Below are 21,723 nucleotides of genomic sequence, written 5' to 3'. Positions count from 1 at the left end.
CCCGGGGCGCCGTCAGGCGGCCTACTTAGCCTAACTTCGTCGCGATGGGAGCCGCCGAATGAGCCGCCGCGCCATTCCGGTGAACAGCGTGGGGCCGATGACCGGCGCGGCAGAGGGCCGGACGCTGGAACGGGTGCGGCCGCCAAGCATTCTTACCCACCGTACGGCCCTGCCGAATCGCGCGGACGGGACGCGCCGGGGACTTCGATGATTGTAGGGATGCTCGTTTCCGCGGCGATCGCGGTGTTCGGCCTGCTGGTCGCGTTGGGGTTCGTCGGGCACCCGATCGACGCGCAGCTCGTCAGCAACTACGGCTGGAGCATTCTGATCATCGGCGTCGCGCTGTTCGTGCTGTTCGCGTGGTCCCGGTACAGCCGGACCCGCAGGCGGCACTCCGCCTGATCCGCCGGCTCAGGCGACCTTGATCCGGCGGCGCATCTCCCGCGCCACGGCCGGACGCCCGTTTGGACGGCCGCGGACCGCCCGGGGAGCCCCGACCGTGAGGCTCTGACATTCGCGCGCGATGAATGCGGTCGGCATCTCGGCCTGCATGTCGGCCTCCATGTCGCGCAGCGCCGTATCGGAATGGGCCGGGTGCAGGTGAATGATCCCGAGCGCCTTGACGCCCGCCGTCCGGGCGAGCTCCACGCCCTTCTGCCAAGTCGAGTGGCCCCAGCCCCGGCAGGTCGGATACTCCCCGTCGGTGAACATGCCGTCGTAGACCATCAGGTCGGCGTCGGCCACGAAGGCGGCGAGGTTGGGATCGGGCCAGGGGTCGCTGTGCTCGATGTCGCTGATCAGGCACAGGCGCTTGCCGGCATGCTCGAACCGGTAGCCCACGGAGCCCTGCGGATGGTTCAGCAGGATCGTGGCGACCCGCGTCCCGTCCGGGAAGGTCAGGGTCTGCCCCGCCTCGAAGCCGTGGTGGCGGAAGGTGCAGCACAGCCTGTCGAGCGTAACCGGGAACAGCGGCGGCGCGAACAGGCGGTCGAGGGTCGGGCCGGCCGATTCGCCGCCGAGGTTGCCGCAATAGGTGTTGATCACCCGGTCGCAGTCGAGGACCGCCGGCTTGAAGAAGGGGAGCCCCGCGGTGTGGTCGAGATGCAGGTGGCTGAACAGCAGGTCGACTTCCCGGGGCAGATCGGTCCGGTGACCCTGTCCGAGATTGTAGATGCCCGAGCCCGCGTCGACGATGAACATCCGCTGGCCGCACCGCACCTCGATGCAGGGCGTGCTGCCGCCGAATTCGGCGTATTGCGGGCCGCTGACGGGCGTCGAGCCGCGGACGCCCCAGAAGCGGAGTACGAGGTCTTGGTCGGCCGTCAGGAGAGTCGGCTCGGAACTGTTCGACATGGCGATCACGAATCCGCGGACAGTCGGTCCCGATCGGTTATGATCGAAACCCCGTCGCCGTTCCGGGAAGGTAGCTTTGAATAAGGCAGGCCGACGGAGCAGGTGTACCGCTCATCCCCTACCGTATCATGAATTGGTGTGCCGCAGGCGGTCGTGATGTGCGTCCGCGCACACGCACGGGACGCTTGACCGGACCCTCGCATGCTCAGAGCGCCTCGGCCGAGGCCAGGAGACCGCCCGGCGAACCGGCCAGAATCGGGCGTCCGGAGCCCGATCCGGCGAGGCCGGCGGCCAGCCAGGACGGAAGCGCGTCGCTGTAGCGGGTCGGGAGCGGCGCGACCAGCGCCCCGAACGGATCGGGGGCGCGCTCGTAGACCGGGACGAAGCCCGCCATCTGCCGCGGCGACAGGCCCGACTCGGGCGCGGCCCAGCCGGCCCAGACCGTGTCGGGCACCGGGCGATGGGCGCGATGGCCCGGCACGACCACCACCTCCTGGCCGGCGAAGGCCAGGGCTTCCGGCCGGCTGATGTCGCCGACCGCCCCGCCCCGGGCCGTGTAGGCCGCCCAGAAGGCGTTCTGGCCGCCGTCGGAATAGGTCGTGCGCACGGCGGGCTCGCCCGCCTCGGCGAGCGCGGTCATCCGCGCCTCCTCGACCGCCCGGCGGGTGGTGACCGCCGCCTCGATGGCGGGATCCCGCGAAGGCGCGAACGCGTACCGGCCGGCGACCACCGAGACCTGCAGCTCCTCGCGGCTCGCCTCGAACCGGTCCGAGCCGGCCTTGAGTTCCCGCCAGAAGGCGATGTTGGGGTCGGTCCGGTGGCGGGCCATGTTCTCGGCGGTCATCCGGAACGGGTAGGACTGGAACTGGAAGGCCGCCTGCCCGCCGTTCAGCGCGTCCCGGGCGATGGCGTAGATCTCGCCGACCGTACCGTTGGTCATGGCGAAGCAGCCCATGGACGAGCAGATGCCGTGGACCATCACGGCGGACCCGGTTCCGCCATGGGCCCGGTCGTAGGCGTTCGGATATCCGACGTCGAAGGACAGGTAGTAGTGCGAGTTCGGGTTCATCTGACGCCGGGGCACCGTATAGAACCCCTCCGGGGTCTGCCGGTCGCCGCTCTTGCGCTTGGGCCCGAGCTGGCCGGACCAGCGGCAGATCGGGAACGTCTTGATGAAGACGTAGCCGGCGCGACCCTTCTTCCAGACCTCGATCTCGGATTCTTTCTTGTAGGCCCGGAACAGGACCGGCGAGGCGGCCGTCACGCCCTTCTGCGCCATCAGGGCAAGGGTCGCGGCGGGGATCGGCGCCTCCGCCTTGCCGGCCTGCGCGGCGGCCGGACCGGCGAGGACCAGCACGACGAGGCCGGCAGCGAGGGGGATCGAGGTCGACAGGGGCATGAACCGTCCGCGCTGGATCGGCCGGGATGGCTGCCGGACAGGCGCGGCCTCGCGGCCTGACGGATTATTGCGGCGGCCATGAGGCTGCGCGTCCGGTCAGCCCGACCCCGCTGGATTGTCCCGCTGCGCGCGGAAGGCCGACGGCGCCGGCGGATCGTGACGTGACGTCCTGTCAGGCTGCCGGTGCGGGGTCCCGCTCGGCGGCGGCCGGGACGGGTGCGATGACCGCGCTGTTCTCCACGGCGATCACCGCGTCGAAGGGCGCGGCGTTCTCCGCAAGACTCGTCTCGGGCAGGCAGACGATCAGGCCGCGCCCGGCCCGCGCCTGCCGCAGCTGGGCGAGGCGCTCGCGTGCGCCCTCGACCTTCCGCTCGTCCATCGCGACCGCGACCACGAGGATGTCGGGATCACGGGCGAGGCAGCGGCTCAGCTCGATCGCCACGCGTTCGCGGGCATTGATCGCGCCGTCCGCCAGAGCCCCGGTGCTGGGCTGAGCCTCGACCTTGCTGTCGAGGCCGAGGCCATAGACCGAGGCCTCGAGGCCCTCGTCGGCCAGAACCCGGCGCACCAGTTCGCGCACCCGCGGCTCGGCATTGGCCTCGCCGAGGCTGATCCGGCCGAACAGGAGGTTCTCTTCCAGGCTGGCGGCCGGATTGACCCGGGAGGGGTCGTGGAACTCCACCGCGCCCGCGAGGTGGGGCGGCAGCATCCGTGCGAAGGACCGCCGCGCCTGGACGAGGCGCTCCTCGAACGGGCCGTCGATCAGGCCGAAGCGGTGGCGCGATTCGTTGTAGCGCAGCGCCAGGCCGATCAACCGCAAGCGGTCGCGCTGGCCCGCCGGTCCCCGGCGCAGGCTCGCCGCGTTGGGCAGGCGCACCACGAGATCCTCGAAATAGCCCCGCTCGGCCGCCTGGAACAGCGAATAGGCGTCGAACAGGGGATGGTCGTTGGGCAGGTCGGCGAAGATCTCCACCGTGCTGCGGGCCACCGACAGGCCGATCTCGGTGAGCGGGCGAACCAGCCCCTCGGCCTCCAGAACCGCCCGCAGATAGGGGTGGCGGGCGAAACGCAGGGGCGCGAAGGTGCCGCCCACCGGCTCCCCGAACAGGATGTTCTCGCCGATGCTCGCCTGGTTGTTGTAGCGGTCGGGATCGAAGGGCTCGACGAGGCGCTCGGCGCCCTTGGCGGCCAGCGCCACTCGCATGGTCCGGCGGGCGGTGACGATCGCGGCGGCGAGCCGCGGCTGGGCGGTCGGATCGAGCCGTCCGGTCAGCCCGCGGGCGTATACGAAGCCGTCGAGCCCGGTGAGCCGGCTGATGCCGATCAGCGCGATGTCGTCGGGCGCGGTCGCCGGATCGGTGCCGTAGAGCAGGTTCTGCCGGAGGGAGCCCTCCATCAGGATCGCCTCCCCCGACGTGAAGGCGATGCGCCTGGCGCGCTCCGCGGCGTCGAAGTCGCGCAGGTCCGTGCCCGCATAGGTGACGGCCCCGGCCGTCGGCTCGACCTGCCCGGCCAGCACCGCCGCCAGCGCCCGGGCGCCGCTGCCGCGGCTGCCCGTGATCGCCACGTGGCCCGGCATCGTCACGGCCACGGCGACGCCGGTCAGGCGCTCGCCCGTGGCCGGATCGAAGGCTCCGACGCCTTCCGTGGCCAGGATCCCGGACCGGGGCAGCGGCAATGCGGCCGCACCAATCCGGGCGGCCCTCGCCCGCCGCCCCTCGAGGGACGCGATGATGCGGGCGAGGTCGCGGAGGCGCGGGCGCACCGACCGGCGGACCATCCAGAACCGCGCGCAGATGGCGGCGAGCCAGCCCGCGAGGCCGAAGGCGCCGACGGCCGCCAGGAGGGCGGCCGGATCCACCGGGGCCGCGGGCGGCTGCCCTGGCGCCGAGCGCCACAATGCCGTGCCGGCGGCGATGGCCGGCAGGATCACCGCCAGCGCCAGGGCGGGCGCCCGGGCGTAGGCCAGCCGCGCCTCGGCGCGACCGACATTGGTCCGCATCGCGGCGACGCGGGCGGCGATACGCCTGCGCTCGATGGCCGCCGCTCCGTGGTTGCGCACGGCAGGAAGCCGCCGAACGAGGTCGTTCAGGTTCTCCTCCGCCCGCGCGCTGGAGCGCAGGCGCAACTCTTGCCGGTCGCGCGCCCGTTCGAGCACCAAGCCGTAGGCGAGTCCGATCGCCGCCAGTCCGATCACGGCCGCCGGGATTAGCCGGGGCGCGGCCAGGGCCGCGAAGCCGAGGGCCAGGATCAGGGCCGCGAGGGTCATCGCCGGCAGGACGATGCCGGCGGCGAGCAGGCGGTCGGCTCGAGCCAGCACCTCTCCGACGATCCGGGCCAGGCTGCGCGCCTCGTCCCGGGCGCCCGCGGGGGCGTCGAGGATCGCCCGCAGAACGCCTTCGCGGACGGCGTCCCCAGCCTTGTTCTGCGCCTTGAAGCACAGGCGCGCCACGCACCAGCCGAGGCCCGCCAGGGCCAGGGCGCAGACGGCGATGCACAGGAAGGCGGTGAGCTCGAGTTCGGCGGGGCGCATCGGGATGCCGGGGGCCAGCACCAGCTCTCCGCCCGGAAGCGCGACCGCCACGCGCAGGAAGGGCAGCACCGGCGCCTCGTCGCGCGGCAGGACCGCGATCAGGTCGCGCAGGCACAGGAGCGCGAGCGCGCAGAGCGGCGCGCCGATCCCGACCGCGAGGGCCGCCGCCGCGGTGTGCTGAGGCCGCGCGGCGCGCCACGTCAGGACGAGAGGATCGGATTCCATGCGTCTCCGGACAGGATCGGGCGTCTCAACCGTCGCGCGGGCATAGGCGTTCGCGCCGGTCACGGGAAGAGTCGCGGGCGCGGGCTTCCCTTGCGCGGACCTTGCCGCCGGCCGCTGCGACATGTCGGCCGGGTTGTTTGCGGTTGTGGCTCTGGTTTGGAAGCGCTCCAGCGTTACAACCATGGGGCATGGCGCGGCCGTGGCTCGCATCTGCGAGGCGCGGGATTTCCAAGCCTGATCGCCGCGGGCGCCCGAGCCGTATCGCGCGGCCGGCCGGCGCACCGCACGATTTCGACCGGGACCAGAGGGTGGGGCGACGCTTGCGGCGAGGGGCTGAGAAGACCGAGCGCCATCTCCCGGCCTTCGCCGGTTACGGGTCGGCCTGATGGCGCAGCTGTTCACGCCCGGGGCCGACGCGCTCTACCGCCTCGCTCTGATGACCGGCGTCGCCTGCCTGGTTGGGCTCCCGGTTCTGGCGGCCGGGATCGTGCGCTCGAACTACGTCACGGGCGTCGGGGTCGCGCCGGCCCAGCCCCTGCCGTTCAGCCACAAGCACCATTCCGGCGAACTCGGCATCCAGTGCCGCTACTGCCACACCACGGTCGACCGGGAGGCCACCGCCGGCATCCCGCCGACGCATACCTGCATGACCTGCCACTCGCAGATCTGGACCGGCTCCGAGATGCTCAAGCCGGTGCGCGACAGCTACGCGCAGGACAAGCCGCTCGAATGGAAGCGGCTGAACAAGCTGCCGCAATACGTCTACTACAATCACTCCGTCCACGTGACGAAGGGGATAGGCTGCTCGACCTGCCACGGCGACGTCACGGCGATGCAGATGACCTACCGGGCCAACGCCTTCGAGATGCAGTTCTGCCTCGATTGCCACCGGGCGCCGGAGAAGTACGTCCGCACGCCGGATCAGGTCTGGAACATGACCTGGACGCCGCCCTCCGACCAAGCGACTCTGGGCCCCAAGCTCGTGGCCCAGTACCATATCCGCGGCGGGGAGCGGCTGACCGAATGCGGGATCTGCCACCGATGACCGGCGCCCCCGACATCGCGGCCCTGCGCGCGAAACTCGCCGACGGCGACGGTCCGCGCTTCTGGCGCAGCCTCGACGCCGTGGCCGACAGCCCCGAGTTCCGCGCCTATCTGGCGGCCGAGTTCCCGTCGGCGTCCCGGCTCGCCGCGGCCCCGGAGCGGCGCGGCTTCCTGAAGCTGATGGCCGCCTCCTTCGCGCTGGGCGGCCTCACCGCCTGCGGCGGGGGCGGCGGTCGCGACTACGAGGTGCCGTACGTCAATCAGCCCGAGCGGATCGTGCCCGGCACGGACCTGTCCTACGCCTCCTCGGCGGTGTTCGACGGCTTCGGCAACGGCATCCTGGTCACCACGCGCAACGGCCGGCCCCTGAAGATCGAGGGCAACCCCGAGCATCCCTGGAGCCGCGGCGGCACCGACGTGCTGGCCCAGGCTTCGGTGCTCGGGCTCTACGACCCGTTCCGCTCCCAGGCGGTGCAGCATCTCGGCCGGCCGAGTTCCTGGGCGGCGTTCCGGGCAGACCTGCAGGGTCGGATGCCGGGCTGGCGCGAGAGCCGGGGCGAGGGTCTCGCCCTGCTCACCGGCCCCGTGACCTCGCCCGGCGTGGCGGCCCAGCTCGCGCGGCTGCGGGCCGCCTACCCGGCGCTCCGCTGGTATGTCGGCGCCGGGGCGGGGCGCGACGGAATCTACGAGGGCGCTCGCCAGGCCTATGGACGGCCCTTGGAGACCCGCCCCGATTTCGGTCGCGCCCGGACCATCGTGGCGCTGGACGGCGACTTTCTGGATCTCGGACCCGGTCAGGTCGGCCTGTCGCGGCGCTGGAGCGAGGCACGGCGGGCGGCCTACGCGGAGGGCCGCCTCCTCACCCTCCACGCGGCGGCGCCGACACCGACCTTGACCAGCGCCAAGGCGGATCGGGGGCTCGTGGTCCCGGCCGGCCGGCTGGAGGCCCTCGCCCGGGACCTGCTCAATCTGGCCGCGGGCGGCGCGGCCCCGGCGGGCGACGATCCCGTCGCGCGCTGGACGCGGAGCGCCGGGACGGCCCTCGCCGAGGCCCGGGGAAGCGGCATCGTCACCGCCGGCCTGACCGCCAGCCCGGACCTGCACGCGCTGGTTCACCGCCTCAACGGCGCCCTCGGCAACACCGGCGCGACCCTGGTCCACACGGCGCCCGTGGCGGAGACGGGCGCCGGGACCCTCGCGGATCTCGCGGAGGCCATGGATCAGGGTGCCGTCAAGGTGCTCGTCGTCCTCGGCGCCAACCCGGTCTACGAGGCGCCCGGCGCCCTCGATTTCGCCGCCCGGATGGCGCGCGTGCCCCTCAAGATCCATGCGGGACTCTACTACGACGAGACCGGTGCGCATGCCGACTGGCATCTGCCGGCCGCCCACCCGCTGGAATCCTGGGGCGACATCCGGTCCCTCGACGGGACGGTGGGTCTGATCCAGCCCACGGTCGCCCCCCTGTACAACGGCCGGACGCTCGCGGAGATGCTGGCCTTCCTGGCGAGCGGCGAGGGTGGGGAGGGCGGTCAGGACGCCCTCGGGCTCCTCAAGGCGCAGGGTCGGAACCCGGGCGAGGACGAGGCGGCCTTCGAAGCCCGCTTCTCCGAGGCCCTGCGCCTGGGCTTCTGGGCGGACAGCGCGCGTCCGGCCGAGACGGTGGCGCTGACGCAGGCGGCGGCAGCCGCCCCCGCAGCGGCTTCGTCGCCCGCGCCGGCCGCCGACGGGGTCGAGGTGCTGTTCCGGCCCGATCCGACGATCTGGGACGGCACCCATGCCGACCTCGCGTGGCTGCAGGAGCTCCCGAAGCCCCTGACCAAGGTGGTCTGGGAGAACGTGATCGCGCTCAGCCCGCGCCTCGCCGAGCGCGAGGGGATCGCCACGGGCGACATCCTGCGGGTCGAGGCCGGCGGCCGCGCGGTCGAGGGTCCGGCCTGGATTCTGCCGGGGCAGGCCGACACCACCGTGACCCTCACCCTGGGCTACGGCCGCGACGTCCCGGACCACCTCGCCCGCGGCCTCGGCTACGATCCCGCGCCCCTGCGGCCGCCGGGTTCTCCCTGGGGTCTCGCCAGCGCCCGGCTGACGAAGACCGGACAGCAGCGCAGGCCGGTCACCACCCAGCATCTCGGCACGATGGAGGGTCAGGATCTCGTGCGCGTGCAGGCTCTGGGCGCCGCACCCGTGGGCGATCCGAAGGGCGCGCCGACGCCCGCCTCGTTCTATCCGCCCCCCGAGAGCCAGGACCGCTGGGTCGCCGCGCAATGGGGCATGGCCATCGATCTCGATGCCTGCACCGGCTGCAACGCCTGCGTCAGCGCCTGTCAGGCGGAGAACAACATCCCCGTGGTCGGGCGCGAGGAGGTCGAACTCGGCCGCTGGATGGGCTGGCTGCGGATCGACCGCTACTACGCGGGCGACCTCGACGCGCCGACGACGCATTTCCAGCCGGTGCCCTGCATGCATTGCGAGCAGGCGCCCTGCGAACTCGGCTGCCCCGTGGAGGCGACGCTCCACGACAGCGAGGGCCTGAACCTGCAGGTCTACAACCGCTGCGTCGGAACCCGCACCTGCCAGAGCTACTGCCCCTACAAGGTCCGCCGCTTCAACTACCTCGATTACACCGGCGGCATGACCCCGGTGGAGCAGCAGCAGCGCAATCCCGAGGTCACGGTCCGGTCCCGGGGCGTGATGGAGAAGTGCACTTACTGCATCCAGCGCATCACGGCGGCGCGGATCACATCGGCCAAGGACGCCCACGCGCCGATCCCCGACGGGGCCGTGGAGACCGCCTGCCAGGGCGCCTGCCCGACCCGGGCGATCACCTTCGGCAACGTCGCCGATCCGGGAAGCCGGGTCTCGGCCGCCCGGCGGGACACGCGGGAATACGCGCTCCTCGGCCACCTGAACACGCGGCCGCGCACCACCTATCTCGCCGGGCTCGCGCCCGCCGCGGATCCGAACGGACGGGAGGGCTGAGCATGGCCGGCCCCCTCTCCGGTGGTCCGCAGCCCGGCCCCCTGATCCGGCCCGACGAGACCCTTCAGGGGATCGGCGGCGCGGTCACGGCGATCCCGCTGACGCATCCGGGGAACCGGCGCTGGTGGATCGCCTTCGCGGCGGCGGCCTCGCTCCTCGGCCTGTTCGTGCTCACCCTCGGCTATCTGCTCTATGCCGGTCCCGGCATCTGGGCGAACAACAACGCCGTCGTCTGGGCCCTCGACATCGCGAGCTACGATTGGTGGATCGGCGTCGCGTCCGGCAGCCTGCTGGTCTCGGCGATCCTGCTCCTGCTCGGGGCGGAGTGGCGCGGGGCGGTGAACCGCGTGGCCGAGACCCTGGCACTGCTGGCCACCGCGGCCGCCGGGCTCTACCCGATCATCCATCTCGGACGGCCGTGGTTCTTCTTCTGGAACCTGCCCTACCCCAACACCTACGATCTCTGGCCGCAGTTCCGCTCGCCACTCCTCTGGGACGCGATCGACATCGTGTCCTTCCTGGTGATCTGCGTGAGCCTCTGGTTCATCGGCCTGCTGCCGGACCTCGCCACGTTGCGCGACCGTGCCCACGCGGAGGCGATGCGCCAGCGGGAGACGAAGGCAGCGACCCGGAAGCGCGCGCTGCTGCGCGCGCAGGTCTACGGCATCCTCGCCTCGGGCTGGCGCGGCTCGGCGGCCCATTGGCAGATCTGGGTTCAGGCCTACCGGACGGTGGCGCTGCTCGGCGTGCTGCTGGTGGTCTCGGTCCAGACCGGGGCCTCGGTGATGCTGGCGGGCTCGCTGATGCCGGGCTGGCACAGCACGCTGCTGCCGGTGAGCTTCCTGGTGAATGCGGTCTATTCCGGCGTCGGCGTCACGGCGGTGATCGTGATGCTGATCCGCCTCGTCTACGGCCTCGGCGCCCTGGTGACGGACCGCCATCTCGACGTGCTCGGGCGGCTGTTGCTCTGTCTCGGCTGCGCCAGCGCCTATTGCTACGCGGCCGAATACTTCGACACGTTCCTCAATGGCGACGCCGCGGGGCGCGGCGTCCTGGTCCGGCGCATGACCGGCGACCATGCCCTCGTGTCCTGGACGGCGATCCTGTGCCTCGTCCTGCCCGCACAGATCCTGTGGTCGGCGCGGGCCCGGACGGCGCCGGTCGCCATCGCGGTGGTGGGCCTTCTCGTGGCGATCGGCGCCTATGCCGACCACGTCATGGTCCTGGTCGTCACCCTGACGCAGGATTTCCTGCCGTCCTCGCGGCTGCCCTACACGACGGATGTCTGGGGCATCGCCACCTTCGCGGGCTCGGTGGGCCTGTTCCTGACCCTGCTCCTCCTGTTCCTGCGCTACCTGCCGGCCGTGTCGATCGTGGAGAGCCGCCGCCTCGCCCTGATGGTGTCGCCGGCCGCACAGGAGGCGGCCCGCGCGGCCGCATCCCGCGCCACCGGTCGCCCGGAGGACGACCCGGTCACCGCGCCCCTGTGGGGCGTGTCCGCGACCTTCGCGAGTCAGGGCGACCTCGCCGCCGCCCTCCAGGCGGTCTCCGGGATCAGTCCGGATCACGTCCATCTCGACGGGCACGGGCCGGTGCCGATGCCCCGCACCCTGCGGGCTCTGGGCTTGGAGGGACGCTCGATCCTGCCCTACGCCCTGGCCGGGGCCCTGCTCGGCGGTGTCGGCTTCTTCGCCCTGTGCCTCTACGCCACGGCCTACGATTACGTCTTCCTGATCGGCGGGCGCCCGCGCCTGTCCTGGCCCTCGTTCGTGGTGCCGAGCGTCTCCGTCGCGATGATGGCGGGCTGCGTGGCGATCCACTTCGCGCTCCTCGTGCTCAACCGCCTGCCCCGCCTGAATCACCCGGCCTTCAACATCCCGGGCTTCCTGCGGGCTTCCGAGGACCGGTTCTTCCTCTCCGCGGAGGCGCGGGGTGACCGGTTCGACGCAGGCCGGATCGAGCGGCGGCTCGCGGCCCTGCCGGCCGAGGCCGGGCGTCCCCTCGAGCTCCGGCGGATCCCGCGATGAGGCGCGCCGCCCTCCGCACCGTGCCGCTCGCCCTCCTCGCCCTCGCGCCGCTGGGGGCCTGCGGCGAGGCCGACATGGCCGATCAGGCCCGGGCCAAGACCTGGGACAAGAACCCGTTCTTTCCCCGGGAGATCACCATGCGCCAGCCGGTGGCGGGCACCGTGCCGCGGATCGATCCGGCCCGCACGGCGCCGCAGCCGCAGACGATCAGCCGGGCGCTGCTCGACCAGGGCCGGGAACGCTATGGAGTCTTCTGCACCCCCTGCCATGGGCAGGACGGGCGCGGCGCCGGCATGATCGTCGCCCGGGGATTTCCCTCCGCCGGCAATCTCACGGCGGAGCCCGTGCGCATGGCCTCCGCGGCGGAGCTCTACGACGCCATCTCGAACGGCCGGAAGTCCATGTTCGGCATGGCCCAGATGATCCCCTCGGCAGACCGCTGGGCGATCATCGCCTATCTCCGCGCTCTCCAGCTCAGCCAGGATATCCCGGTGGCGAGCCTGCCCCCGGAGGATCGCACCCGCCTGGAGGCGACGCCGTGAGGCGCCCCGCCCTGCTCGGCCTCGCCGGCCTCGTCCTCCTGGCCGTCTGCCTGCTCGCGGGCGGCTGGCGCGGGGCCGCGGCCTCGTATCTCGCGGCGTGGCTCGTCCTTCTCGCCCTGTCGGTCGGCGCCCTGCCGGTGGTCATCGTCGCCGAGCGTTTCGGCAAGCGGGTCCGCGAGCGCGGCGGCATCGAGATGCTGGCGGGTCTGCGCCGGCTGATGGCGCTGATGCCGGTCGCGGCCGTGCTGTCGCTGCCGCTTCTGGCCGCCACGCCCCTGCTCTATCCCTGGGTGAGCGCTCCGGCGCGCACGCCGCTGGCCGCCCTGTGGTTCACGGTGCCGTTCTTCGCGATCCGGGCGATCGTCTATCTCGCAGCCTGGACCTGGCTGGCGCTGAGGTTCGCCAGGCCGTTCGACGCCCCCGGCGAGGGGCGGACCGTGCCGGCTGTGGGGCTGCACGCGGTCGTCGGCACGCTGTTCGTCACCGACGTCGTCGCCTCCCTGGATCCGCGGCTCGATTCCACCCTTCTGGGCCTCCTGGTGATGACGGCCTGGAGCGGCCTCGCCTTCGCGGCGGCGATCCTCCTCGCCTGGGAGGAGCCGGAGCCCGTCGGCCGCGGCCGTACCGCGCCCGGACGGGGCCGGCTGGTGCCCCTCGTGGTGCTTCTGGGCCTCTGGGCCTATCTGCACTTCGTCCAGTTCCTGATCGTCTGGTCGGCGAATCTGCCGCCCGAGGTGACGTGGTACTTCGCCCGCGGCGGCTGGGTCGGGCGGGCGCTGGCGGTCGTGGCCGGCGCGGTCGTCGTGCTGGCCGGGCTCGCGACCCTCCGGCCGGGACGCCCGACCACCCGGATCCTGGCCGGCGCGGCGGTGGCCGTCCACGCCCTGGAGATGTTCTGGCTGATCACCCCGGCGGTGCGCGACCGCTTCGTCCTCCGGCCGAGCGACGTGCTCGCCGCCGCTGCCGTGGCATGCCTCGCGGCCGCGCTCCGGCCGGTGCTGCGGCCGCGAGCGGACCGCGTGGCCTCCGACGCCCGGCGCGCCGGGAGGCCGGCATGAGCGCCGACGGCCCCTCCGGGCTGATCCCGGCGATCCTTGCCGGGCTGACCCTGCGCGGCAGCGGGCTCCTGAACGGGCGGCCGCCCCGTCCGGCTGCCAACACCCAGCGCGATCCGAATGAGCCCGGGCACGAGACCCGGGACGTCAATGTCCGCAACACCGTGATGGTGATGGCGGGCCTCGCGCTCACGGTCCTGGCGGTCGTGGGGACGATGATCTGGCTGATGGACACCTTCGCGGCGCGTCAGCGCCGGGCCCTGCCGGCCCTGACGCCGCAGCAGACCACGCAGTTGGCGCCGCCGCCTCCGAACCTTCAGGCCGACCCATACGCCGATATCGACCGTGCGCGGGCGGCGGCCGAGGCGTCTCTCGCCGGCTACGGCTACCGGGACGAAGCCCGGACCCGCGCCCGAATCCCGATCGGGCGCGCCATGGACCTGATCGTCGGCCGGTCCCTCGAACCGGCGGAGCCCGCTGCGCGATGACGCCGAGCCACGATTCCCTCCAGCTCTGGCCGGCGGCGGTCTCCGCCACCGCGAGCGAGACCGACCTGCTCATCCTGGCCTTCACGGTCCTGACGCTGCTCCTGACCGTCCCGGTCTTCGTGGCGATCACCTACTTCGCCCTGCGCTACCGCGAGGGCTCCGAGGCGGACCGGAGCCCCTCGGGCATCCGCTCGAACCTGATCGAGATCAGCTGGATGCTGATCCCGTTCCTGCTGACGCTGATCTTCTTCGTCTGGGGCGCGAAGCTGTTCATCCAGTCGAAGAACCCGCCTCCCGACGCCATGGTGGTCGAGGCGATCGGCCGGCAATGGATGTGGAAGTTCCAGCACCCGACGGGCCAGTCCGAGATCAACAACCTGCACCTGCCGATCGGCCAGCCGATCCGCCTGCACATCATCAGCCAGGACGTGATCCACGCCCTCTACCTGCCGGCCGTGCGGATGCAGGTCGCCGCCCTGCCCGACCGCTACACCGACCTGTGGTTCAAGGCCGACAAGACCGGCACCTACCATCTCTACTGCTCGGAATATTGCGGCACCGACCACTCCGTGATGGGCGGCGAGGTCACCTTCATGAACCCCGGCGACTACCAGGACTGGCTGACCCATGCCGGCGCGCAGCAGGGCAAGATCGCGGCGGGCCGGGCCCTCTACGAGGCCTATGGCTGCGCCGGCTGCCACGAGCCCGGCACGTCCGTGAAGGCGCCGAGCCTCGCGGGCCTGTTCGGGTCGCAGGTGAGGCTCGCCGACGGCCGCACCGTCACCGCCGACGCGGCGTGGCTGCGCGAGAAAATCCTGAATCCGAACGGCGACCGGCTCGCCGGCGGGGGCAAGCAGGTGATGCCGAGCTTCGCCGGCCGGATTCCGGCGGACGAGCTCGGCACGCTGATCGACTTTCTGAAAGCCTATCCGACCTCGAAAGCCGCGGACGCGACACGATGATGAGCTGCGTCAACCTGAGAATTCAGTCGTCGGATCGCAAGGTGCACCGGACCAGTTCTTCGCCCTGCTCGCGGTCTCACACCTCCGATCTGGCCTTGCGTTTTCAGGATCGAGCGCGGGTCCCCTCTCCCGAGCGGGAGAGGGACAGGGTGAGGGATGAGAACGCTCCAGACGAGGCGCGACCTGTCGATGCTTCAAGGGTGTGCTCGATCCTGATCCTTCTCGTCCCTCACCCCAACCCTCTCCCGCCCGGGAGAGGGGGCCCGTCGCGCCCTGTCGCCAGCGGCGATGTCCGCCTCAGACCTGTGAACATCGCGGCCCGCGGATCGGGGTCGGACGAGCGCGCGAGCGTCCTGACGTCCGGCTTCCGACGCTACCTATCGAGGGCGACACGATGAGCGCATCGGGCAGCATCGGCGGCACCGCCCACCGGGAACCCCACACCCCGGAATCCACGATCGGGCGTAAATCCGACTACCTGCACGCGGAATCGACCCTGCGCTCGTGGTTCCTCACCACCGACCACAAGCGCATCGCGATCCTCTACCTCGCCTCGATCACCGGCTTCTTCGTGATCGGCGCCCTGGCGGCGGGCGTGGTCCGCCTCGCTCTGGTCGTGCCGAACGGCGCGATCATGACCAACGACACCTACAACAAGGCCTTCACCATCCACGGTGTGGTGATGGTCTGGTTCTTCCTGATCCCGTCGATCCCCGCGACCTTCGGCAATTTCCTGATCCCGCTGATGATCGGGGCCAAGGACCTCGCTTTCCCCAAGCTCAACCTGACGAGCTGGTACGTGTTCATGACCGGGGCCCTGTTCACCCTGGTTTCTGTGGTGCTGGGCGGGGTCGATACCGGCTGGACCTTCTACGCCCCGCTCTCGACGGCCTTCTCCAACACCTGGGTGCTGCCGGCGCTGATCGGCGTCACCATCGTGGGCTTCTCGTCGATCCTGACGGGGCTCAATTTCGTGGTCACGATCCACACCATGCGGGCGCCCGGCATGACGTGGTTCAAGCTGCCGATCTTCGTCTGGGCGCACTACGCCACGAGCCTGATCTTCCTGCTCGCGACGCCGGTCATCACCACGGCGCTGATCCTGCTGATCGCGGAACGCGCCTTCCATATCGGCGTGTTCGACCCGGCCTATGGCGGCGACCCGGTGCTGTTCCAGCACCTGTTCTGGTTCTACTCCCACCCGGCCGTGTACATCATGGTCCTGCCCGGCATGGGGGTGATCTCCGAGATCGTCCCGGCCTTCGCGCAGAAGAAGCTGTTCGGCTACCGCTTCGTCGCCTACGCGTCGATCGGACTGGCCTCCGTGACCTTCTTCGTCTGGGGTCACCACATGTTCGTCAACGGCCAGAGCGATTTGGCCTCGCTGGTGTTCTCGGGCCTGTCCTTCGCGGTGGCGGTGCCCTCGGCGGTGAAGGTCTACAACTGGACCGCCACGATCCATAAGGGCTCGCTCCGGCTCGATACCCCGATGCTCTACGCGATGGGCTATATCGGCCTGTTCGTGCTCGGAGGCCTCACCGGCCTCTATCTCGCGACGCTCTCGATCAACCAGCACATCCACGCGACCTACTTCGTGGTCGCGCATTTCCACTACATCATGGTCGGCGGCACGGTGCTGGCGTTCCTCGGCGGCCTGCATTTCTGGTGGCCGAAATTCACCGGCCGGATGTACAGCGAGCCCTGGGGCCGGGTCTCGGCGCTGCTGATCTTCCTCGGCTTCAACGTGACCTTCTTCCCGCAATTCATCCTGGGTTACCTCGGGATGCCGCGGCGCTACGCGACCTACCCGGCGGAGTTCCAGCTGCTCAACGTGCTGTCCTCGGCGGGCGCCACGATCCTGGCGGCGGGCTACATCTTCCCGATGCTCTACCTCGTCTATTCCCTCTGGTTCGGCCGGAAGGCGCCCGCCAATCCGTGGAACGCCAAGGGGCTCGAATGGGAGACGGCCTCCCCGCCCCCGACGCACAATTTCCTGTCCCCGCCCGAGGTGCCGCGCATCCCCTACGACTACCCGATCCAGGCCCAGGAATCCCGGGACCAGCACGGATGAGCAAAGGTCTGGCCGACGGCGTCGGGGTCGCGCGCGCGGAGCATTTCGAGAGCGTGGCCCAGCAGCGCGAGGCGGCGACGCTCGGCATCTGGGCCTGGCTGATCACCGAGTTGCTGCTGTTCTCGGCGCTGTTCCTGGTGGCGCTGATCACCCGGATCCAGCATCCCGAAGCGACGATCGCGGCGGCCAAGCACCTCAAGTTCTGGATCGGCGCCACCAACACCGTGGTGCTGATCTGTTCATCGCTCACGATGTCGATGGCGATCGAATTCTCCCGGATGGGCTGGCAGCGCGCCATGGTGCGGGCGATGCTGGCGACCGCGGCGCTCGGGGGCCTGTTCCTCGTCCTCAAGGGCTACGAGTACTACGCCGACTGGGCCGAGCACATGATGCCGTTCCTCAGCGATCGGCCCTTCGCGCTGGCCGAGACGCCGGCGGCGCGGCTGTTCGTGAACCTCTACTACGTCGCAACCCTGCTCCACGCGCTGCATCTGTTCACCGGCATCGCGCTCCTGCTCGGCATGACCTGGATGGCCGCCAAGGCCGGGTTCCTCGCCCGGCACCAGAACTGGATCGAGGTCTACGGCCTGTACTGGCACTTCATCGACCTCGTCTGGATCCTGGCCTTCCCGATCCTCTACGTGGTGAACCGGTAGGATGCGGAACCCCCTCGCGACCCTGAGCGCCGACGACCGCGCCCTGCTCCGGCGGCGCCTGCGCACGCCGGTGCTCACCTTCCTGGCGCTGCTGGCGCTTCTGGCCGTCAACGTCACCCTCGGCGCCACCCTCCCCTTCGCGCAGGTCTGGATCGTCGAACTCGCCGTGGTCGCCGTGATGGTGGCGCTGATCCTCCTCGTCTCCATGGAGGTGATCCACGAGCCGCCGCTGATCCGGCTGTTCTCGGGGCTCGGCTTCTTCTGGGTCGCCATCCTGGTCGGCATGACGCTGACCGACTATCTGGCGCGCTGAGCGACGCGAAATCCGTTGTCCGGGCGGCCGAACACTCCTAAACGTCGCCGCTCCCCCGCATAGCCTGGCTGACAGACGATGTGCGAACTGCTCGGCATGAGCGCCAACGTGCCGACCGACATCCGCTTCTCCTTCGCGGGCCTCGCTCGGCGCGGCGGCGAGACCGGGCCGCATGCGGACGGCTGGGGGATCAGCTTCTACGACGGGCGCACCTGCCGCAGCTTCCACGAGCCGGAGCCGAGCGCCCGCTCGCAGCTCGCCCGGCTGCTGCGCGACATGCCGATCAAGAGCCGCATCGTCGTCGCCCATGTCCGCAAGGCCAACCGCGGCCGGGTCAGCCTGGAGAACACCCACCCGTTCTCGCGGGAATTGTGGGGCCGCCGCTGGACCTTCGCGCATAACGGACAGCTCAAGGGCGTGAAGCGGCTGCCGCTGGGCGGCTTCATGCCGATCGGCTCGACGGACAGCGAGCACGCCTTCTGCTGGATGCTCGGCCGGCTCCAGGCCCGGTTCCGCGCCCTCCCCCGGCCCGAGACCCTCGACCGGGCCGTGGCCGACCTCGCGGGCGAACTCCACGCCCTCGGCGTGTTCAACATGCTGCTCACCGACAGCCGCACCCTCTACGCCCATTGCGGCAAGCGCCTCTGCTACCTCACCCGGCGGGCCCCCTTCGGCAAGGCCACCCTGATCGACGAGGACTGGCAGGTGGATTTCGCCGAAGAGACCACCGAGCACGACGTGGTGACGGTGATCGCCACCCAGGCGCTGACCCGGGACGAGTGCTGGACCGATCTCGCCCGCGGCGACGTCCTGACCCTGCGCGACGGGGCGATCCGGCTGTTGAGACCGGCCAACTTAGCTTAAGTGTGTTTTGCCTGAGGGTGCATGCCCGCGCCCGATGCGCTAGAACTCCGGTAACAGGAGCGCATCGGCCGGGCTTTCCAACCGGTTCGGGCCGACAAGCGCTCCGCCTCGACCCGCCGGGGACCACAGGTCGAGCCACGACGAGTTGACGAGCGCGATACACATGACCCGCGACGACACGGACACCGTCCTGTCCCAGGAGGACGGGACTCGGGATGGCCGCCCGAACCTGGCTCCCGGGATCCGCACGCATCTCGGGGAGCATCTGCGCACCGTCTACGAGCGGATCGGCGAGGAGACACTGCCGTCCCGCTTCGCCGAGCTGATCGAGAAGCTCGAGGCGGCTTTGCGCGCCCGCGGTGAGGCGATCGAGCCGGAATTCCGCAACGGTCTGCTCGCGGCCGTCCCGTCCCTGCGCGCCTTCGCGCTGTCGCTGACGTCGAACCCCGCCCGTTCGGACGATCTCGTGCAGGACACCCTGCTCAAGGGCTGGCAGCACCGCGCCCGGTTCCAGCCGGGGACGAACCTCAACGCGTGGCTGTTCACGATCCTGCGCAACATCTTCTACTCGGATCACCGCAAGCGGGTGCGCGAGGTCGAGGATCAGGACGGGTCCTACGCGGCCCGGCTCGCCACCGCCCCGCACCAGGGTGACCGGCTCGACGTCGAGGATCTGCAATCGGCGCTGGCCAAGCTGCCGCCGGATCAGCGTGAGGCCCTGGTCCTGGTCGGCGCCGAGGGCGTCTCCTACGAGGAGGCCGCGGCCATCATGGGCTGCAAGGTTGGCACGGTGAAGAGCCGCGTCAGCCGCGCCCGTGGCAGGCTCGCGGAGCTGCTGGGCTACGACGAGGAGGATCTCGGCTCCGACCGCTTCATCCAGTCGGCGATGCCCAAGGACGCGTGAGGGCTCAGCCGGCTGCATCCCGGCGTCCCACAAAAAAAGATGCATCCGATTCCGGGGGTCGGGCGTTACCGGCCCGAGCTTCGCTGCGCCTGCGCGGCGAAACACCACGGAACGGAGATGTCCCGCATGACCTTCAAGACCCTTATCGCCGCCTCGGCCCTCGTCCTGTCGCTTCCGCTGGCCGCCCAGGCCCAGGGCACGATCCCCGGCGCCGAGCGCGGCGCGGCTGCGGGTGCCGATGCGGCCGGCCCGATCGGCGGCATCGTCGGCGGCGCGGTGGGTGCGGCCACCGGCACGGTGGGCGGCATCCTCGGCGTCGACATGGCCCCGCGCTTCCGCAGCTATGTCCGCGAGCGCAATGTCCGCTCCTACGACTATGACGGCCGCGTCGCCGTCGGCACCACCCTGCCGGCTTCGGGCGTGACCTATTACGACGTGCCCAACGAGTACCGCGTGCAGCCGGGCTACCGCTACACCGTGGTGAACGATCGTCCGGTGCTGGTCGATCGCGGCCACCGCATCGTCGAGGTCATCGACTAAGACCCCGGGCCGGTTTCGCGCTGGCCCAAGCGCCCCCGGAGCCCGGCTCCGGGGGCATCTTCATAGCCGCGGCCGTCGGCGCAACGCTTCATCCGTCCGGCCGTTGAGAGATGGCCCGAGCCGTGAGGCGATCATGAGCGACGCACCCACCGATCCGAAAACCACTCTGCCGGAGCCCGTGCGCGACCACCTCGGGCAGCAGCTGCGCGGCGTCCTGCCGGTGGGGTCGGACAAGCCCCGCTTCCTCGGCGACGATCCCGTGCCGGATGCCTTCGAGCCACAGATCCGCCGGCTCGAGACCCGGCTGAAGACCCACGAGGAGGGCACCGAAGCCGTCGGTCATGCCCTCGACCAGATCCTCGATGCCCTCGGCGTCAAGCCGGACGAGACCGACAAGCCCAAGGGCTGAGTCGGCACCGCGCGCCCGCACAGGCGTCAGACGCGCGGCTTCTCGGCCAGCAGGTCGCGGATCTCGGAAAGAAGCTTCACGTCGGCCGGCATCGCGTCGGGCTTCTTGGCCTCGGCGGTCTGCAGGCGGTTCATCGCCCGGATCACCAGGAACAGCACGAAGGCGACGATCAGGAAGTTCAGGGTCAGGGTCAGGAACTGGCCGTAACCGATGACCGCGCCCTGCTTCTTGGCATCCGCATAGGGCAGGCCTGCCTGCACCTTCGACGAGAGCGGGATGTAGTAGTTCGAGAAGTCGAGCCCGCCGGTGATCGCGCCGATCAGCGGCATGAAGATGTCTTGGACCGCCGACGTCACGATGGCCCCGAAGGCCGCGCCGATGATCACGCCGACCGCGAGATCGACCACGTTCCCGCGCAGCGCGAACGTCTTGAAATCCCCGAGCATCCGCCAGCCCCCGCCCGCTTGATACCGCCAAGATAGAGGACGGCTCCGCGAAGGCCAGCGCCTATTCCGATGCCGGTCGGCCGGCCGTGGCTAGGGCGGGCCGGTCCTCGCCCAGGGCGGCGAGTTCCGCCTTGACCCGGCGGCGATACTGGGCGGCCACCACCGGGATGGTCAGCAGATAGCCCCCGCTCACCGCGACGAGCGCCTCGAACGGGTAGCTGATCAGGAGGCCGAAGGCCGCGACCCCGAACAGGAAGATCGGCAGGACGAGGCTGCGCGGCACCCGCTTGCCCATGGTCTTGCCCGAATAGGTCGGGACCGTGGAGACGACCAGCAGCGCGATGCACAGCACGTAGATCAGGACCGCGGGCGCCGCCCAGGTCTCGATGCCGAAGCCCAGGAAGTGGAGGTAGAGCGGCAGCATCGCGGTGAGCGCCCCCGCGGGCGCCGGCATGCCGACGAAGAAGTCCTTCTTCCATTCCGGCCGGTTCGGATCGTCGAGCATCGCGTTGAAGCGGGCGAGCCGCAGCGCCATGGCGATGGCGAAGATCAGCGCGACGATCCAGCCCATCGATTTCAGGTGGAACAGCACGAAGCCGTACAGGATGAGTGCCGGGGCGCAGCCGAAATTCACGAAGTCGGCGAGGGAATCGAGCTCCGCGCCGAAGCGCGACGTGCCCTTGAGTAGCCGCGCCACCCGCCCGTCGATGCCGTCGAGCACGCCCGCCACCACCACGGCGATGACGGCGGGCTCGAATTTGCCCTCGAAGGCGAGCCGGATCGCCGTGAGCCCGAGGCAGAGCGCCATCAGGGTGATCATGTTGGGCGCGATCATCCGGAACGGCACCGGCTTGAACCGGCGCGGCCGCGGCTCGTTCGGATCGGGCGCGAAGGGCGGGAAGAGATCGTCCAT

At 70.8% G+C, this 21,723-nt stretch carries 20 protein-coding genes; 15 read left to right on the top strand and 5 right to left on the bottom strand.

Features of this window, described 5'->3' with window-relative positions:
* Positions 1 to 219 precede the first annotated feature (219 nt).
* Complete coding sequence (locus tag P9K36_RS06695; RefSeq protein WP_236952875.1) at positions 220 to 402, top strand: hypothetical protein; 183 nt, start codon at positions 220 to 222, stop codon at positions 400 to 402.
* 9 nt (positions 403 to 411) lie between these two features.
* Here P9K36_RS06695 and P9K36_RS06690 read toward each other — a convergent pair whose 3' ends face one another.
* The 3 genes from P9K36_RS06690 to P9K36_RS06680 all read right to left on the bottom strand — a co-directional run bounded on the left by P9K36_RS06690 (position 412) and on the right by P9K36_RS06680 (position 5,510).
* Entirely contained in the window at positions 412 to 1,353 is a 942-nt protein-coding gene (locus tag P9K36_RS06690; RefSeq protein WP_278306711.1) for an MBL fold metallo-hydrolase, read from the bottom strand.
* Between the two features lie 205 nt (positions 1,354 to 1,558).
* Complete coding sequence (locus P9K36_RS06685) at positions 1,559 to 2,752, bottom strand: murein L,D-transpeptidase family protein (RefSeq protein WP_278306710.1); 1,194 nt, start codon at positions 2,750 to 2,752, stop codon at positions 1,559 to 1,561.
* A 172-nt stretch (positions 2,753 to 2,924) separates the two neighbouring features.
* Positions 2,925 to 5,510, bottom strand: coding sequence for an ABC transporter ATP-binding protein (locus tag P9K36_RS06680; RefSeq protein ID WP_278306709.1), 2,586 nt, complete (start codon positions 5,508 to 5,510; stop codon positions 2,925 to 2,927).
* A 385-nt stretch (positions 5,511 to 5,895) separates the two neighbouring features.
* Between P9K36_RS06680 and P9K36_RS06675 the strand changes: the two genes are divergently transcribed.
* The 14 genes from P9K36_RS06675 to P9K36_RS06610 all read left to right on the top strand — a co-directional run bounded on the left by P9K36_RS06675 (position 5,896) and on the right by P9K36_RS06610 (position 20,364).
* Positions 5,896 to 6,555: a cytochrome c3 family protein gene (locus P9K36_RS06675; RefSeq protein ID WP_043345872.1), complete on the top strand. Its 660-nt coding sequence runs from the start codon at positions 5,896 to 5,898 to the stop codon at positions 6,553 to 6,555.
* Positions 6,552 to 9,533 (top strand): TAT-variant-translocated molybdopterin oxidoreductase, encoded by a 2,982-nt coding sequence (locus tag P9K36_RS06670; RefSeq protein ID WP_278306708.1) that lies wholly within the window; start codon positions 6,552 to 6,554, stop codon positions 9,531 to 9,533. The genes P9K36_RS06675 and P9K36_RS06670 overlap by 4 nt, the downstream gene beginning before the upstream one ends.
* Before the next feature lie 2 nt (positions 9,534 to 9,535).
* Positions 9,536 to 11,560 carry a quinol:electron acceptor oxidoreductase subunit ActD gene (locus P9K36_RS06665; protein WP_043383409.1) on the top strand — a complete coding sequence of 675 codons (2,025 nt, stop codon included), beginning with the start codon at positions 9,536 to 9,538 and terminating at the stop codon, positions 11,558 to 11,560.
* Positions 11,557 to 12,102 (top strand): cytochrome c, encoded by a 546-nt coding sequence (locus P9K36_RS06660; protein ID WP_278306707.1) that lies wholly within the window; start codon positions 11,557 to 11,559, stop codon positions 12,100 to 12,102. The genes P9K36_RS06665 and P9K36_RS06660 overlap by 4 nt, the downstream gene beginning before the upstream one ends.
* On the top strand, positions 12,099 to 13,160 hold the full coding sequence (locus tag P9K36_RS06655) for a hypothetical protein (RefSeq protein ID WP_278306706.1): 1,062 nt from the start codon (positions 12,099 to 12,101) through the stop codon (positions 13,158 to 13,160). The genes P9K36_RS06660 and P9K36_RS06655 overlap by 4 nt, the downstream gene beginning before the upstream one ends.
* Positions 13,157 to 13,645: a hypothetical protein gene (locus P9K36_RS06650; RefSeq protein WP_043354181.1), complete on the top strand. Its 489-nt coding sequence runs from the start codon at positions 13,157 to 13,159 to the stop codon at positions 13,643 to 13,645. Before P9K36_RS06655 ends, P9K36_RS06650 begins: the two co-directional genes overlap by 4 nt.
* Positions 13,642 to 14,607, top strand: coding sequence for a cytochrome c oxidase subunit II (gene coxB / locus P9K36_RS06645; protein ID WP_043354179.1), 966 nt, complete (start codon positions 13,642 to 13,644; stop codon positions 14,605 to 14,607). The genes P9K36_RS06650 and coxB overlap by 4 nt, the downstream gene beginning before the upstream one ends.
* A gap of 394 nt (positions 14,608 to 15,001) precedes the next feature.
* Positions 15,002 to 16,678, top strand: coding sequence for a cbb3-type cytochrome c oxidase subunit I (locus tag P9K36_RS06640; RefSeq protein ID WP_051976092.1), 1,677 nt, complete (start codon positions 15,002 to 15,004; stop codon positions 16,676 to 16,678).
* Positions 16,675 to 17,334 carry a cytochrome c oxidase subunit 3 gene (locus tag P9K36_RS06635; protein ID WP_043383401.1) on the top strand — a complete coding sequence of 220 codons (660 nt, stop codon included), beginning with the start codon at positions 16,675 to 16,677 and terminating at the stop codon, positions 17,332 to 17,334. The genes P9K36_RS06640 and P9K36_RS06635 overlap by 4 nt, the downstream gene beginning before the upstream one ends.
* A 1-nt stretch (position 17,335) precedes the next feature.
* On the top strand, positions 17,336 to 17,647 hold the full coding sequence (locus tag P9K36_RS06630; RefSeq protein WP_043383398.1) for a hypothetical protein: 312 nt from the start codon (positions 17,336 to 17,338) through the stop codon (positions 17,645 to 17,647).
* Between the two features lie 78 nt (positions 17,648 to 17,725).
* Positions 17,726 to 18,511 carry a class II glutamine amidotransferase gene (locus tag P9K36_RS06625; RefSeq protein WP_043352612.1) on the top strand — a complete coding sequence of 262 codons (786 nt, stop codon included), beginning with the start codon at positions 17,726 to 17,728 and terminating at the stop codon, positions 18,509 to 18,511.
* A gap of 163 nt (positions 18,512 to 18,674) precedes the next feature.
* A complete protein-coding gene (locus P9K36_RS06620) occupies positions 18,675 to 19,415 on the top strand; it encodes a NepR family anti-sigma factor (RefSeq protein ID WP_043352613.1) in 741 nt (246 codons plus the stop codon).
* A gap of 126 nt (positions 19,416 to 19,541) precedes the next feature.
* Positions 19,542 to 19,955, top strand: coding sequence for a DUF1236 domain-containing protein (locus P9K36_RS06615; protein ID WP_043352617.1), 414 nt, complete (start codon positions 19,542 to 19,544; stop codon positions 19,953 to 19,955).
* Positions 19,956 to 20,088: 133 nt separating this feature from the next.
* The gene (locus P9K36_RS06610; protein WP_043352614.1) at positions 20,089 to 20,364 is read left to right on the top strand and encodes a hypothetical protein; all 276 of its coding nucleotides are present in this window, start codon (positions 20,089 to 20,091) and stop codon (positions 20,362 to 20,364) included.
* A gap of 26 nt (positions 20,365 to 20,390) precedes the next feature.
* Here P9K36_RS06610 and mscL read toward each other — a convergent pair whose 3' ends face one another.
* Both mscL and P9K36_RS06600 read right to left on the bottom strand, forming a co-directional pair.
* Positions 20,391 to 20,810 (bottom strand): large conductance mechanosensitive channel protein MscL, encoded by a 420-nt coding sequence (gene mscL, locus P9K36_RS06605; RefSeq protein ID WP_278306705.1) that lies wholly within the window; start codon positions 20,808 to 20,810, stop codon positions 20,391 to 20,393.
* A 61-nt stretch (positions 20,811 to 20,871) separates the two neighbouring features.
* A complete protein-coding gene (locus P9K36_RS06600; RefSeq protein WP_043383395.1) occupies positions 20,872 to 21,723 on the bottom strand; it encodes a phosphatidylcholine/phosphatidylserine synthase in 852 nt (283 codons plus the stop codon).

The organism is Methylobacterium sp. 391_Methyba4 (assembly GCF_029691625.1).
Lineage (GTDB): Bacteria > Pseudomonadota > Alphaproteobacteria > Rhizobiales > Beijerinckiaceae > Methylobacterium > Methylobacterium fujisawaense.
Note: the sequence above shows the minus strand (reverse complement) of the source record. Positions and strands in the feature narration are given on the sequence as shown.